Here is a 13,476-nt window from a genome sequence, read left to right on the forward strand (position 1 = left end):
TTCAGGCGCAAAGCCACGCGGCGGCAATGGGAACACCTAATCTTGACAAGTCCAAGACCAAAATTTCGAAAACGTGTCGTCTCAGTCGCCTGAAACGCCGCGCATTGGCGTGGCATCCGCCGCCGTGGGCTCTGCGTCCGGCTCGGCGGCAAGACGGGCGAAGGCGTCGGCTGCGCGGCATGCTTCGCGCGCCATTGCACCGGCTTGCTCGGCCAGCCGTGCCGCATCCGTCTGCTTCGCCGCGCCGGTTTCGATCTCCCGGGCGATTCGGGCAAGCGCCGGCGCGCCGAAAGTCTCGGCCAGCCCCCCGACCACATGGGCGCAGGCACCAAGACGGGCCGGCGTGGAAGAAAGCCCGACGGCGCGGGCGGCCTCGTGGCGCAGATCCGCAACGCAGCGCTCGATCAACGCCGCCCGCCGCGCGCGCGGAACCTCCGCCAGCGCCTCGCTGAGCTGGCAGGGATCGACGGCCGCCTCGACGGCGCCGCCGTGTTCGGGACGCTCGCCGCGCAGCAGCGCCGCAAGAACCCGCGCGAGCACGCCAGAATCGATCGGCTTGGTCACGAAAGCGTCCATTCCGGCGGCAAAGGCGCGGGCATATTCGTCGGGCCTCGCATGCGCCGTGAGCGCGACGACCGGCAGCCGGGCGAAGGACGCGCCGCTGGCGCGCAGCCGTGTCGTCGCCTCATAGCCGCTCATGCCGGGCATAGAGACATCCATCAGCACCGCGTCGAAGTCTCCCGCCTCGAGCGCCGGCAGGACGGCCGCGCCATCGTGGACCGCGACGTGCCGGCAGCCCCAGCGATCGAGGAGCACGGCCACCATCATGCGGTTTGTCGGATTGTCTTCGGCGACAAGGATCGAGGCGCCGCGCAGGGTCCGCGCATCGGCGCTACGGATGCCCTGGCGCGCCTGTTCGGGCAGCGGCGCGCCGCCGGCGGCGAGATCGAGATCGACAAGGAAACGGCACCCGCCCGCCGGAGCGCCAGCGACGGAGATCGTGCCGCCCATGCCGGTGACCAGCTCGCGGCAGATGGCCAGGCCGAGCCCGACGCCGTCGCCGTGGCCACCGCCGTCGGGCGAGATGCTGCGGAACCGCTCGAAGACCCTGCTGCGGTCGTCGCCGGAAATCCCGGGCCCCGTGTCCTCGACCGAAAAGCGCAAGGCCGCCAGCGGTGTGGCGACCGGGCAGACCGGGGCGGCGCCCTCCGCCGCGCTCGCCTCCACCGCCGCCTCCGCCTGCGCTGACGGGGAGACGAAGGTGGGCGGCGCACGCAACTCGAGCCGAAGCAGCACCTCGCCCTCGGGCGTGAACTTGACCGCGTTGGCAAGGAGATTGACGAGAACCTGTCGAATGCGGCCGGCGTCGCCGACCACCACCGGCGGCACCGCCTCGTCCACCTCGACACGCAGGAGAAGCCGCTTCTCCCTTGCCCGCGCCGCGAAGAGATCGCCGACCGAGGCGACGAGTTCGCGCAGGTCGAAGGGCATGAGGCGAAACTCGAAGCGGCGGGTCTCCAGGCGCGAGAAGTCAAGGATGTCGTTGAGAATATGAAGCAGTGCCTCGGCCGAGCCGCGCGCCGTTCTCGCCTGCGCGCGCCGGGGATCATCGAGCCCGCCCTCCAGCATCATGTCGAGAAGGCCGATGACCGCGTTGAGCGGCGTGCGGATCTCGTGGCTCATCATCGCCAGAAAGTCGGACTTCGCCCGGTCGGCTTCCTCGGCACGGGCAAGCGCATCGGTCAGCGCGACCCGGCCGGCGCGCTCCTCCGTGATGTCGCGAATGAAGCCGATGACCAGCGGGCCGTCGTGCCCATCGACGCTGCCGAAGGTGACCTCGGTCAGGGTCTCGCTGCCGTCGGCGCGCAGCGACCGCGCCTCGATGCGGTCGGCGGGGCGCACTGTCGGGCGGCAGGCAATAACGTCTGCAATACGCCGGTCGTAGGTGGCGCGGTGGCGCTGGGGCACGAGCAGTTCGCGGGCGATGCCGCCCATCACGTCGTCGCGCCGGTAGCCGAAGACGCGCTCTGCGGAAGGGTTGAACTCGACGATCCGTCCGTCCTCGTCGATGACGACGATGGCGTCGAGCGCGCTGTTGACGACGGCGGCCAGCCGCCCTTCGCTCAGCCGCAACGCCTCCTCGCGCTGCTTGAGATCGGTGATGTCAACGCGAAAGCCGACGGTGTGCCCATCAGGCATGCGCCGCTCGAACACCCTGAGCCAGTGGCCGTTTCCCTGCGCCTGCTCGATCGGCTTGCGCGGCGGGTCGAGATGCTGCTCGAGGCGTTCGGCAATCCAGCGCTCCGGGTCCTCGAGCGCATCCGCGTACTGGCCGCGGGCCACGCCGATGCGGATGATGTCCTCGAAGCGCGCGCCAGGGCGGATGGCATCCGCGCTCATGGCGTAGAGTTCCCGGTAGCGGCTGTTGCAGAGCAGGAGCCTGTCCTGCGCGTCATAGAGGACAAAGCCGTCGGGAAGCGCCTCGAGCGCGGCGAGCAGGCCGCGTTCGGCGCTACGGCGGCCGCTGAGTTCCTCAAGCAGGCCGACAATCCTGTCGGCGGCGCGGCTGCGCGCCCGCTCGCGCGACAGCAGACGCGTCTGGCGCCAGAGCACCAGCACAAGCGCGAGCGCAACCACCCCCAGCCCGGCCGTCAGCACGACAGGCAGCGCTCCAGGCTCCGCCAGCATGCCCCGGATTGCCTCCATAGCTTTCCCCCCGGCCGGTGCACGGCCCGATTTTCCTTGCCCGAATTGGGCCTTGAGTCTCGCCGCGAAGCAACCCAGGGACGCACAGCTCCCCGAAACAGGCCCCGATCGCGTGCGCCCGACGCGAGGCGGGCGCCAAGAAATTTCAACAGACAGCACCCGAAATCTTCGCTAGGCCTCGACCAGGTTCCCTGGGTTCTGGAGGCTGTCATGAGCGCAATTTCCGACTTTCCGATCACCCGCCGCTGGCCGGCGCGGCATCCCGACCACATCCAGCTCTACTCGCTGGCGACCCCAAACGGTGTGAAGGTTTCCATCGCGCTCGAAGAGACCGGCCTTGCCTATGAGGCGCATAAGGTCTCCTTCGAGACCAACGACCAGATGACGCCCGAGTTCCTGTCGCTCAACCCGAACAACAAGATCCCGGCGATCATCGATCCGCACGGCCCGGGCGACAAGCCGCTGGCGCTTTTCGAAAGCGGCGCCATCCTCGTCTACCTGGCTGAGAAGGCAGGAAAACTGCTGCCGCAAGAGCCGCATGCGCGCTACGAGACACTGCAGTGGCTGATGTTCCAGATGGGTGGAGTCGGGCCGATGTTCGGCCAGTTCGGCCACTTCCACAAGTTCGCCGCCGACAAGGTGAGCGATCCCTACCCGCGCGAGCGATACCTGAACGAGACGAAGCGCCTGCTCGGCGTTCTCGATGAACGGCTGGAAGGGCGCGACTACATCATGGGCGACGACCTCACGATCGCCGACATCGCCATCGTGCCGTGGCTGCGCACGCTGGGCGGCTTCTACGAGGCCGGCGAGATCTCCGGTCTCGACGCCATGGCCAATCTGAAGCGCTGGATCGAGACCTGCATGGCCCGCCCGGCCTTCGAGCGCGGCACACGGGTTCCCGCCTGAGGCAGTCGCGTTCCCGCCCCCCTCGAAACGGGCGGGAACGCGGCGAAAGCCGCATGACAGGAAGGCAGACTCGCGCGCATAGTTCACGTCAGGGAATCACCGGAGACCTGACGCCTTGCCCCCCATGAAGAAACACATCACCGATGACGCCGGACGCATGTCGCGCCGCGCGCTTCTCATCGGCCTGCCGCTGCTTGCCGCCGCCTGCCAGTCGCGGACCGGCGCGATCCGCAACGCCGGCCTCGACCTCACCGCCGAGGGCAAGCCGGACTATGCGCTCGCCTACGGCCCCACGCGCGACGGCGGGTTCAACCTTCCCGCCATCCCCTGGAAGACCGTCGATCCGCGCTATCTGCGGCAGACGGTGCGCTACATCACCTCGCAGCCGTCCGGCACGGTGGTGGTCGATCCCGCCAACAAGTTCCTCTATCTCGTCCAGCCCGGCGGCCGGGCGATCCGCTACGGCATCGGCGTCGGCCGCGCGGGTTTTGCGTGGAACGGCGAGGCGACCATCCGCCACAAGCGCGAATGGCCGAAGTGGTTCCCCCCGGCGGAGATGATCGACCGCGATCCGAAGCTCGAGAAATACCGGGACGGACAGGACGGCGGCCCGCGCAATCCCATCGGCGCCCGCGGCCTCTATCTGTGGCAGGGCAACAAGGACACGCTCTACCGGATCCACGGCACGAACCAGCCGCGGTCCATCGGCACCAACGCCTCTTCCGGGTGCATCCGCATGTGGCAGCAGGACGTCATCGACCTCTACAATCGCGTCGAGATCGGCGCGAAGGTCGTCGTCCTCAGCTAGCCGGGACAGGCAGGCGAGAACAGAACGGCCGGCCGTGCGAGAACCGCGCGGCCGGGCGTTTGCGTCAGCGGGCCCGACCCTTCATCGGAATCGCGATCATTCTCCCGGCATTGGAATCGGATTGGTGACTGCCGGCACATCGTAGCCGCGCTGCACCGCCGGGCGGGCTGCGACCTCCAGATACCACCGGCGCACATGGGGGAAGCGCGCCAGATCGACACCTTGCCATTCGAAACGGCTTGTCCATGGCCAGATCGAGATATCGGCGATCGAATAGTCGCCGGCGACATAGCGGTGCTCGGACAACTGCTTGTCGAGCACGGAGTAGAGCCGCTGCGCCTCCTGGGTATAGCGCTCCTCGGCATAGGGCGCCTTGCCGGGATTAAAATGATGGAAATGGTGGGCCTGGCCGAGCATCGGGCCAAAGCCGCCCATCTGCCACATCAGCCATTCGATGACCCGCAACCGCTCCGGCCCGCCCGAGGGCAGGAACCTGCCCGTCTTCTCGGCCAGATAGAGCAGGATCGCGCCCGATTCCATCAAGCTGACGCCGGCTTCCCGGTCGACAATCGCCGGGATCTTGGCGTTCGGCGAAATATGCACGAAGGCCGGCCGGTGTTGCTGCTGGTTGGTGATGTCCACCGGGAACACCTCGTAGTCGAGGCCGCATTCCTCCAGCATGATGGAGACCTTGCGTCCGTTGGGCGTCGTCCATGTGTAGAGATCGATCATTCCATTGTCCCCGCTCGCCGGCCTTCCGCCGGATTTGTCGGACAGCCACATTCTCCGATCCGCACGACGTCGGCAACGATAAGAACGCGCATGTCCGCACAGCGTTTCGCGATGGTCCCGCACGGCCGACCACAGGCGTGTTCGCGGGAAAATGCGGCCGATCACATCCATCCGTCACTCAAAAGACAAATAATCGTGACCGGAAAAACAGGTATTGTTCACCCGTTATGGACAGTGAATTCAGTCGGGCGCGGTTGAAGGCGGGGGCGATCCATACAATTTGTCACAGTGCGCTGCACAATGCGGCGCGACAGCAATCCGTTCCCCCGCTCGATGGAGAGCCCGCGCATGATCCGTTTCGCCGTTCCCGCCCTTGCCCTGCTTGTCGTCGCCACGCCGGCACTGGCCGAGCCCGTCGCCTATCAGTTCGACAAGTCGCACGCCAACCTTGGCTTCTCCTACAGCCATCTTGGCTATTCGACGACCGAGGGCCGCTTCGGTGAGTGGGAAGGCGATCTCGTCATCGACCAGGACGACCCGGCCGCCTCCAAGATCACGTTCACCGTCGACACCGCGAGCCTCGACAGCTTCTGGGGCGAGCGCGACGCGCATTTCAAGAGCGCCGACTTCTTCGACGTCGCCAAGTTCCCGAAGGCCACTTTCGTCTCCAGCAAGGTCGAGAAGACCGGCGACAAGACCCTCAAGGTCTCCGGCGACCTGACCATCAAGGACATCACACGGCCGGTGACCTTCGACGTCACGGTGAACGCCATCGGCGAGCATCCGATGGCCAAGCAGCCGGCCGTCGGCCTTGACGCCACGGCTGTCGTGAAGCGCTCCGACTACGGCATGGACATGTATGTCCCCTATGTCGGCGACGACGTCACCATCAGCTTCAACGCCGAGGCGCTGGCGGCCAAGTAACACCTGCGGCGATGGCCGGGACGTACGGCGGGTGCGATCCCGCCGGATGCCCGGCCATCGCTGCCCACCGTCACGGCCCAGGAGAGCGTGCTATGCAGATCAGCAATACGAGGAAGGGCTACGGCGCGCTCGCGATCGCCTTTCACTGGACGATGGCCGTCCTCGTCATCGGCCTCTTCTTCTTCGGAAAATACATCGCCGGGCTCGAGCCGACCGCGCCTGGGGTCTACCCGCTCTACCAGTTGCACAAGTCGCTCGGCTTTGTGGTGCTGGCACTTGCCGTGCTGCGGCTTGCCTGGCGTGCCGTCAATCCCGCACCGGCGCTGCCCGACGGCATGCCGACCCACGAGCGGATCGCCGCCGCCCTCGGCCACGCCGGGCTCTATGCGCTGATGCTCGGGCTGCCGCTGTCGGGCTGGCTGATGGTCTCCGCCTCGCCCTGGGGGATCCCGACCATCCTGTTCGACACGTTGCAGGTACCGCACCTTCCCGTGCCCACCGCCCTTGGCACCAAGGCCCAGGCGGAGGCGCTGCTCAAGAACGTGCACGAGATCCTCGGCAATGCGCTGCTGGTGCTGGTGGCACTGCATGCAGCCGCCGCCCTCAAGCATCATTTCATCAACCGCGACGGCGTGCTGACGCGCATGCTCTCGACCCGGCAGGCCGCCTCGACCGCCGAACGCTCCTGATCACGCGTCGCTTTGGAGATCCCGCCATGCAGACCCGCTTCCTTTCCCGCAGCCTGTCCGTCGCCGTACTTGGGGCCGCCCTCCTCGCCGCCGCGAGCGCGGGCGCCCTCGCCTCCGACTGGAGCGTCGACCACGCCAACAGCCGCCTTGCCTTCGTCGCCCAGCAGAACGGCGCGCCCGTCGAGGGTGTCTTCTCCGACTGGAGCGCCGAGATCACGCTCGATCCGGCCGACCTGTCGACGGCGCGTATCGTCGCGACCGTGAAGACCGGCTCCGCCGCCACCGGCCAGGCGCAGATCGACGGGACGCTGCCGGGCGCCGCATGGTTCGACACCGCCGCCACGCCGGAGGCGGTCTTCAGTTCCTCCAGCATCAAAGCCACGGGCGCGAACGCCTATGAGGCGCAGGGCACGCTCGCGATCAAGGGCAAGGAAATGCCCTTCACGCTGCCGTTCACGCTCGACATCGACGGCGACGCCGCCACCGCGCATGCGCAGGTGCCGCTGTCGCGGCTCGCCTATGGCGTGGGGAGCGACATGCCGGCCTCCACCGTCGCCGAGGACGTGAAGGTGGTGCTGGACATCTCCGCCACGCGCTAGGCAAACGCCGCGCCAATACAACAAGGGCAGCGCAGCGGACTTGGCGCGGCGCTGTCCGATGGCGTAAAAGGCTCGCGATCAATCATTCCTTCCCGGTCCGCGCCGGCACGCGCGAACCCAGCCAAGGCAAGCAGATGTCCGAGCCGAAAACCCCGCCGAGCTACAATCACGCGCCGCTTTTCCCCCTTGGCGCGGATCCCACGCCCTACCGCAAGCTGACCTCAGACTTCGTCTCCACCGCGACCTTCAACGGCGAGGAAGTGCTCGTCGTCGAGCCGGAGGCGCTGAAGGTGCTGGCCGACGAGGCCTTCGCCGACATCAACCACTATCTGCGCCCGGGTCACCTGGAGCAGTTGCGCAAGATCCTCGACGATCCGGAGGCGACCGAGAACGACAAGTTCGTCGCCTTCGACCTGCTGAAGAATGCCAACATCTCCGCCCATGGCATCCTGCCGATGTGCCAGGACACCGGCACGGCGATCATCATGGGCAAGAAGGGCCGGCGCGTGTGGACGTCCGGCGGCGACGAGGCGGCGCTGGCCGAAGGCGCGCGCGACGCCTATTTCCGCAAGAACCTGCGCTATTCGCAGCTCGCGCCGCTCTCCATGTTCGAGGAGAAGAACACCGCCAACAACATGCCGGCGCAGGTGGAGATCTATTCCGAGGGCGAGGACGCCTACAAGTTCCTGTTCATGGCCAAGGGCGGCGGTTCGGCCAACAAGACCTTCCTGTTCCAGGGAACGCCCTCGCTGCTGACGCCGGAGCGGCTCATCGACTTCATCAAGGAGAAGGTGCTGACGCTCGGCACCGCGGCCTGCCCGCCCTACCATCTGGCGGTCGTCATCGGCGGCACCTCGGCGGAGCTGAACCTCAAGGCCGTCAAGCTCGCCTCGGCGCGCTACCTCGACGCCCTGCCGACCGCGGGCTCCGAGCTCGGCCACGCCTTCCGCGACCTGGAGATGGAAGCCGAGATCCACAAGCTGACCCAGCAGACGGGCGTCGGCGCGCAGTTCGGTGGCAAGTACTTCTGCCATGACGTGCGCGTGATCCGCATGCCACGGCACGGCGCCTCGCTGCCGATCGGCATCGGTGTCTCCTGCTCGGCCGACCGCCAGGCGCTCGGCAAGATCACCAAGGACGGCGTCTTCCTCGAGGCGCTCGAGCGCGAGCCGCACAAGTACATGCCCGAGGTGAAGAGCGAGAACCTCACCGACCATGTGGTCAGGATCGACCTGACCCGGCCGATGTCGGAGATCCTCGCCGAGCTGTCGAAGCATCCGATCAAGACGCGCCTGTCGCTCTCCGGCCCGCTCATCGTCGCCCGCGATCTCGCCCATTCCAAGCTGCGCGAACGCCTCGAGAAGGGCGAACCGCTGCCGGAGTATTTCAAGAACCATCCGATCTACTATGCCGGCCCGGCGAAAACGCCGGAAGGCTATGCCTCCGGCTCCTTCGGACCGACGACGGCCGGGCGCATGGATGCCTATGTGGACCAGTTCCAGGCGGCCGGCGGTTCCATGGTCATGCTCGCCAAGGGCAACCGCTCGCCGCAGGTGCGCCGCGCCTGCCAGGCCCATGGCGGCTTCTACCTCGGCTCCATCGGCGGCCCTGCCGCCCGCCTTGCCCAGGACTGCATCAAGAAGGTCGAGGTCGTCGAGTTCGAGGAACTCGGCATGGAGGCGATCTGGCGTATCGAGGTCGAGGACTTCCCGGCCTTCATCGTCATCGACGACAAGGGCAATGACTTCTTCAAGGAACTGAACCTCGGCTGACAGCAGCAACAGGGCGGACACAAGAGAAAGGGCCGGAGCGGCGGACGCTCCGGCCCTTTTTTGGTGAGTTCAGGATCTTTTCGACCTGACCTCACGTCGTTGTGATCTGGATCACCGATCCCATGGACATTGTGGCGGCATATTGTTCATCGAGGCGACCGGGCGTTAACCGCAACGCAAGGGAGCTCGGGAATAGTCATGTCCTGATAGAATGCCGGAGATCGCGAGGATCCCGGCGGGGACGATCACCGGATGGGAAGTGAAGAATGCGCATGTATCGCTTGCTTGCAGTGACGGTTGCCGCTGTGGTGGCCGCAACGCCGGCCCTTGCGGCACGGGTGTTCGACCCTGCCACCCGGCAGTGGGTCGAGTACAACGCCTATGGCGTTCCGAGCGGCAAGTCGCCGATCCCTCGGAAGCGCGTCAGCTATGACGGCCCCTACAAGCCGGGCACCATCGTCGTCGACACCGGCGAGCGCCGTCTCTACCACGTCCTGCCGGGTGGCAAGGCGATGAAATACGGCATCGGCGTCGGCCGCGAGGGCTTCCAGTGGGCCGGTGCCCACCACATCACCCGCAAGGCCGAATGGCCGGGCTGGACGCCGCCGCCGCAGATGCGCGCCCGCGCCCGCGCCAAGGGGCAGAAGCTTCCCGCGCATATGGAAGGCGGACCGAACAACCCGCTCGGCGCGCGCGCCATGTACATCGGCTCGACGCTGTACCGCATCCACGGCTCGAACGAACCCTGGACCATCGGCACCGCCGTGTCCTCCGGCTGCATCCGCATGGCCAATGACGATGTCGAGCACCTCTACGAGAACGTCGAGGTCGGCACCCGGGTGGTGGTCAAGCGCTGACGCGCCAGGCGGAACGCCGATCTGAAACGCGAAAAGGGCCGGCGCTCCGCCGGCCCTTTTTGCTTTTTTGCACGTCGCGCATCCGTCTCAGCGCTCGCGCGAAAGCCCCTTCTCCTCGAGTTCCTTCAGATAGCCGCCCCACAGGGTCTCCCTGTCGCGGGCCAGCGTGAGGAAATACTCCCAGGAGAAAATGCCGGAACTGTGCATGTCGTCGAAATGCAGGCGCACCGCGTAGTTGCCGACCGGGTCGATTTTCAGGATCTCGACGGCGCGCTTGCCCGGCACGGTCTTGCGCTGCTCGGGAGAATGGCCCTGAACCTCGGCCGACGGCGAACAGACGCGCAGGTACTCCGCCTCATAGGCGTTGCTCTCGCCATTGTCGAAGGTGACCGTGAGGGTCTTCCTGTCCTTGCTCAGGCGAAGTTCCGTCGGCCAGGGCTTTTCGTCGCTCACGTCTCTCTCCTTCTTCACACACCAACCTTGCGCGCGCGCAGCTGCGCACGGTCGGCGCGATGATCTCGTTCATGCGTCGCCGGCAGCGACAGGGCGGGACGATAGTCGGCGCAAGCCCCTGCGCAAAGGGGCTCACGCATCTTTTGATGGCAAGCCGATTGACGCACCTCTTCAATCAGCTACCTTTCCCACTAAATAAGAACTTCTGCGGCAAGCGCGACACAGCGTGCAAGGCCGGCGGGGCGAAGAGGAACGCTCCGCAACAGCAAGGACCCGTTTGCATGTCCCAGCCGATGATCGACCCGTTCGGGCGAACGGTCAGCTATCTCCGCGTCTCCGTCACGGACCGCTGCGATTTCCGCTGCGTCTACTGCATGGCGGAAGACATGACCTTCCTGCCAAAGCGCGACGTGCTGAGCCTGGAGGAGCTGGACCGCCTGTGCTCGGCCTTCATCGAGAAGGGCGTGCGCAAGCTGCGTCTGACCGGCGGCGAGCCGCTGGTGCGCAAGAACATCATGAGCCTGATCCGCAGCCTGTCGCGCCATCTGGACACGGGCAAGCTGGAAGAGCTGACGATCACCACCAACGGCTCCCAGCTCGCGCGCTACGCCAGCGAGCTGCGCGACTGCGGCATCCGTCGCATCAATGTCTCCATCGACACGCTGGATCCGGCGAAGTTCAAGACGGTGACCCGCTGGGGCGATCTCGGCAAGGTGATGGACGGCATCCGCGCCGCCACCGAGGCCGGGCTGAAGATCAAGATCAACATGGTCGCGCTGAAGGGCGTCAACGATCACGAGATCCTGCCGATGATGCAGTGGTGCCACGCGCATGGCTACGACCTGACGCTGATCGAGACCATGCCGCTCGGCGAGATCAACGAGGACCGCACGGACCAGTATCTGCCGCTCACCCAGGTGCGCGCCGCCCTCGCCGAGACCCACACGCTTGTCGACATTCCCTACAAGACCGGCGGCCCGGCCCGCTATGTCGAGGTCAAGGAAACCGGTGGCCGGATGGGCTTCATCACGCCGATGACCCACAATTTCTGCGAAAGCTGCAACCGGGTGCGCGTCACCTGCACGGGCATGCTCTACATGTGCCTTGGCCAGGAGGACAGCGCCGACCTGCGCGCCGCGCTGCGGGCCTCGGAGAGCGACGAGCTGCTCAACAACGCCATCGATGAGGCCATTGGCCGCAAGCCCAAGGGGCATGATTTCGTCATCGACCGGACCGGTCGCCGGCCGGCGGTTTCCCGCCACATGAGCGTCACCGGCGGCTGACATGGGCGCGGCCCGCCGCTCGCTCCTCGACGCGCCGGCGGCACGCCTCGGCGCGCTGGCGCTTGCCGTGGCATCGCTCGCCGCGATCGTCTGGATCGGCCGCGTCGGCTTCGCCGGCGTGGCGTTGACGCCCTTCGAGAACATCGCCCCGGCGACCGCCCAATCCGTCGCCGCGAACAATCCGCAGCTTGCCGCCTGTCTCGACGAACGCATCGGTGCCGTCGACACGATGAAAGAGGAAGGCGTCATCGATGCAACGCGGTACGCGCTCTTCCGCGACCGCGCCGTGAGCTATTGCCAGACCCAGTTCCCATCCGAGCGCTGACGGCCTCGGGCCTACTCGAAGCGAACGCGGCGGCGCGACGGGCGCGGGACGACAGATGGCGCGTTCTCCGCACCCTCGTGACGCGCGTCAGCTTCCGCCGTGACCAGCTCCGCCTGCGGATCGCGCTCGGCGTCTCCGGTTTCCGGCAACGCCGCGCGGTCTTCCGCCTCGCCGGGGTCGGGCGCGGCGGCGTCTTCCGCGACGACCTCCTCAACGGTGGCGCGGCCGTCGCCTGCGTTGCCAGCCGTCACAGCCTCTTCCGCCGAGGTTTCAGGCAGGACCTCGTCCAGCGTCTCGTCCATCCACCCGAACCCCTTGCCCACCTGCCAGGAGCTCTTGAAACCATCGGCAAGCGCCGTCACGGTTCGGTAGTCCTCGTCGTAATCATTCAGCCCGTCGACGCAGGCAAGCACGGGGTCGGAGGTCCACAGTTTGCGCAAGGCCTGGCGCTTCAGCGCATCGGTCACCCCCTTCTTGAGGAAAAGCGTGTAGTCCGAGGAATAATCGAGGCTTTCGATGTCAACCGCTTCGGCCAGCTCGCGGTTCTCCGTCTCGATCTTCTGCCGTGCCTCGTCCGGAGACAGCGCCCGGCCGTCGTCGTCGTGCAAGATCGTCTCGGGCTCGGAAGCCTGCGCCTCGGGCAGCCGTGCCTCGCGCTTCAGCCGCGCCCACCGGCTGAGGAAGCCCTGTTCCCGGTCAACGCTCACGACGGCTCTCCCTCCCCGCCCGGATCGCGCGAGGAGGTGAAGACGGGCTCCTTGCCGAAGATCTGCTTCTCGATCTCGACCTTGTCGCGGCGGCGCTTGCGGAATGCCGGAGCCTCGGGAATCGCGGACAGGAAGGCCGCCATCCAGGCGATCGTGGCGCGGGGCATGTCGAGCTTTTCCACCAGCCCCTCGGCGCTGTCGAGCACGCCCTGCGCCTCATAGGGGTCGGCGGTGACGCCGCGCACCCGGAACGGCGGCTCACCGCCGGCCGTTGCGTCGTCGAGCATGGCCCAGATCTTCGGCGATCCGGTCTCGATGTTCGCGTCATAGGCCTCGACCATCTTGTGATGCAGGGTCAAAGCATGGGGCGCGGAGAGATAGCGGCGCACGCCGCCCTCCTCGGACAGGAGCAGCCACCCGTCCGTCGCGGGGGCATCCGGGACGACATCGACGATGCGCCAGACCCAGTCCGCCCAGGCGGAGGCAGCGGGGCGGCGTTCGAGGACCATGCCGAATTGGGCGGAGATTTCGCGTTCCACGCTGGTTGTCCCCTATCAGAGATACATAGGCTCAGAGATACATGGACGCGCGCCGGCCTGACGCCGGAGCTGCGCGTTTCCTGATTTTGGGGCTTTCGCGGCGCGAAGACAATCTTTCGCAACGGAAAGGATGAAAATCCGCGCACCCGGGGTTATTCTCCATGCAACAAAAC

Annotated in this window: 14 protein-coding genes; 9 read left to right on the forward strand and 5 right to left on the reverse strand. The window is 66.7% G+C overall.

What is annotated here, in order from left to right; genetic code table 11:
* Positions 1-81 precede the first annotated feature (81 nt).
* The gene (locus tag ACSLUQ_RS08040; protein ID WP_461808199.1) at positions 82-2,688 is read right to left on the reverse strand and encodes a PAS domain S-box protein; all 2,607 of its coding nucleotides are present in this window, start codon (positions 2,686-2,688) and stop codon (positions 82-84) included.
* Between the two features lie 228 nt (positions 2,689-2,916).
* Here ACSLUQ_RS08040 and ACSLUQ_RS08045 point away from each other — a divergent pair, with 228 nt between their 5' ends.
* Both ACSLUQ_RS08045 and ACSLUQ_RS08050 read left to right on the forward strand, forming a co-directional pair.
* A complete protein-coding gene (locus tag ACSLUQ_RS08045) occupies positions 2,917-3,615 on the forward strand; it encodes a glutathione binding-like protein (protein ID WP_417772778.1) in 699 nt (232 codons plus the stop codon).
* Positions 3,616-3,739: 124 nt separating this feature from the next.
* Positions 3,740-4,423 carry a L,D-transpeptidase gene (locus ACSLUQ_RS08050; protein WP_417772777.1) on the forward strand — a complete coding sequence of 228 codons (684 nt, stop codon included), beginning with the start codon at positions 3,740-3,742 and terminating at the stop codon, positions 4,421-4,423.
* A gap of 96 nt (positions 4,424-4,519) precedes the next feature.
* On the opposite strand, the gene ACSLUQ_RS08055 is transcribed toward ACSLUQ_RS08050, so the two are convergent.
* Positions 4,520-5,155 carry a glutathione S-transferase family protein gene (locus ACSLUQ_RS08055; RefSeq protein ID WP_417772776.1) on the reverse strand — a complete coding sequence of 212 codons (636 nt, stop codon included), beginning with the start codon at positions 5,153-5,155 and terminating at the stop codon, positions 4,520-4,522.
* 348 nt (positions 5,156-5,503) lie between these two features.
* On the opposite strand from ACSLUQ_RS08055, the gene ACSLUQ_RS08060 reads away from it, so the two are divergent.
* The 5 genes from ACSLUQ_RS08060 to ACSLUQ_RS08080 all read left to right on the forward strand — a co-directional run bounded on the left by ACSLUQ_RS08060 (position 5,504) and on the right by ACSLUQ_RS08080 (position 9,996).
* Positions 5,504-6,079, forward strand: coding sequence for a YceI family protein (locus tag ACSLUQ_RS08060; protein WP_417772775.1), 576 nt, complete (start codon positions 5,504-5,506; stop codon positions 6,077-6,079).
* A 92-nt stretch (positions 6,080-6,171) separates the two neighbouring features.
* Positions 6,172-6,768, forward strand: a complete 597-nt coding sequence (locus ACSLUQ_RS08065; protein WP_461808200.1) for a cytochrome b — start codon at positions 6,172-6,174, stop codon at positions 6,766-6,768.
* 26 nt (positions 6,769-6,794) lie between these two features.
* Positions 6,795-7,367, forward strand: a complete 573-nt coding sequence (locus ACSLUQ_RS08070) for a YceI family protein (RefSeq protein WP_461808201.1) — start codon at positions 6,795-6,797, stop codon at positions 7,365-7,367.
* A gap of 134 nt (positions 7,368-7,501) precedes the next feature.
* Positions 7,502-9,139: a fumarate hydratase gene (locus ACSLUQ_RS08075; RefSeq protein WP_417772772.1), complete on the forward strand. Its 1,638-nt coding sequence runs from the start codon at positions 7,502-7,504 to the stop codon at positions 9,137-9,139.
* A 272-nt stretch (positions 9,140-9,411) separates the two neighbouring features.
* The gene (locus ACSLUQ_RS08080) at positions 9,412-9,996 is read left to right on the forward strand and encodes a L,D-transpeptidase (protein ID WP_417772771.1); all 585 of its coding nucleotides are present in this window, start codon (positions 9,412-9,414) and stop codon (positions 9,994-9,996) included.
* Between the two features lie 87 nt (positions 9,997-10,083).
* Here ACSLUQ_RS08080 and ACSLUQ_RS08085 read toward each other — a convergent pair whose 3' ends face one another.
* The gene (locus ACSLUQ_RS08085) at positions 10,084-10,449 is read right to left on the reverse strand and encodes a gamma-butyrobetaine hydroxylase family protein (protein ID WP_417772770.1); all 366 of its coding nucleotides are present in this window, start codon (positions 10,447-10,449) and stop codon (positions 10,084-10,086) included.
* 281 nt (positions 10,450-10,730) lie between these two features.
* Here ACSLUQ_RS08085 and moaA point away from each other — a divergent pair, with 281 nt between their 5' ends.
* Together moaA and ACSLUQ_RS08095 are read left to right on the forward strand one after the other, a co-directional pair.
* On the forward strand, positions 10,731-11,732 hold the full coding sequence (gene moaA / locus ACSLUQ_RS08090; protein WP_417772769.1) for a GTP 3',8-cyclase MoaA: 1,002 nt from the start codon (positions 10,731-10,733) through the stop codon (positions 11,730-11,732).
* Between the two features lies 1 nt (position 11,733).
* A complete protein-coding gene (locus tag ACSLUQ_RS08095; protein ID WP_417772768.1) occupies positions 11,734-12,057 on the forward strand; it encodes a hypothetical protein in 324 nt (107 codons plus the stop codon).
* A gap of 11 nt (positions 12,058-12,068) precedes the next feature.
* Here ACSLUQ_RS08095 and ACSLUQ_RS08100 read toward each other — a convergent pair whose 3' ends face one another.
* A complete protein-coding gene (locus ACSLUQ_RS08100; RefSeq protein WP_461808202.1) occupies positions 12,069-12,764 on the reverse strand; it encodes a DUF3306 domain-containing protein in 696 nt (231 codons plus the stop codon).
* A complete protein-coding gene (locus tag ACSLUQ_RS08105; protein ID WP_417772766.1) occupies positions 12,761-13,303 on the reverse strand; it encodes a DUF3305 domain-containing protein in 543 nt (180 codons plus the stop codon). Before ACSLUQ_RS08105 ends, ACSLUQ_RS08100 begins: the two co-directional genes overlap by 4 nt.
* Positions 13,304-13,476 lie beyond the last annotated feature (173 nt).

This window comes from Stappia sp. ICDLI1TA098 (assembly GCF_054880955.1).

Excerpts from the sequence above, each read along its gene's own strand:
- ACSLUQ_RS08040 (WP_461808199.1), bottom strand. The coding sequence starts at position 2,688 with ATGCTGGCGGAGCCTGGAGCGCTGCCTGTCGTGCTGACGGCCGGGCTG.
- ACSLUQ_RS08045 (WP_417772778.1), top strand. The coding sequence starts at position 2,917 with ATGAGCGCAATTTCCGACTTTCCGATCACCCGCCGCTGGCCGGCGCGG.
- ACSLUQ_RS08050 (WP_417772777.1), top strand. The coding sequence starts at position 3,740 with ATGAAGAAACACATCACCGATGACGCCGGACGCATGTCGCGCCGCGCG.
- ACSLUQ_RS08055 (WP_417772776.1), bottom strand. The coding sequence starts at position 5,155 with ATGATCGATCTCTACACATGGACGACGCCCAACGGACGCAAGGTCTCC.
- ACSLUQ_RS08060 (WP_417772775.1), top strand. The coding sequence starts at position 5,504 with ATGATCCGTTTCGCCGTTCCCGCCCTTGCCCTGCTTGTCGTCGCCACG.
- ACSLUQ_RS08065 (WP_461808200.1), top strand. The coding sequence starts at position 6,172 with ATGCAGATCAGCAATACGAGGAAGGGCTACGGCGCGCTCGCGATCGCC.
- ACSLUQ_RS08070 (WP_461808201.1), top strand. The coding sequence starts at position 6,795 with ATGCAGACCCGCTTCCTTTCCCGCAGCCTGTCCGTCGCCGTACTTGGG.
- ACSLUQ_RS08075 (WP_417772772.1), top strand. The coding sequence starts at position 7,502 with ATGTCCGAGCCGAAAACCCCGCCGAGCTACAATCACGCGCCGCTTTTC.
- ACSLUQ_RS08080 (WP_417772771.1), top strand. The coding sequence starts at position 9,412 with ATGTATCGCTTGCTTGCAGTGACGGTTGCCGCTGTGGTGGCCGCAACG.
- moaA (WP_417772769.1), top strand. The coding sequence starts at position 10,731 with ATGTCCCAGCCGATGATCGACCCGTTCGGGCGAACGGTCAGCTATCTC.
- ACSLUQ_RS08095 (WP_417772768.1), top strand. The coding sequence starts at position 11,734 with ATGGGCGCGGCCCGCCGCTCGCTCCTCGACGCGCCGGCGGCACGCCTC.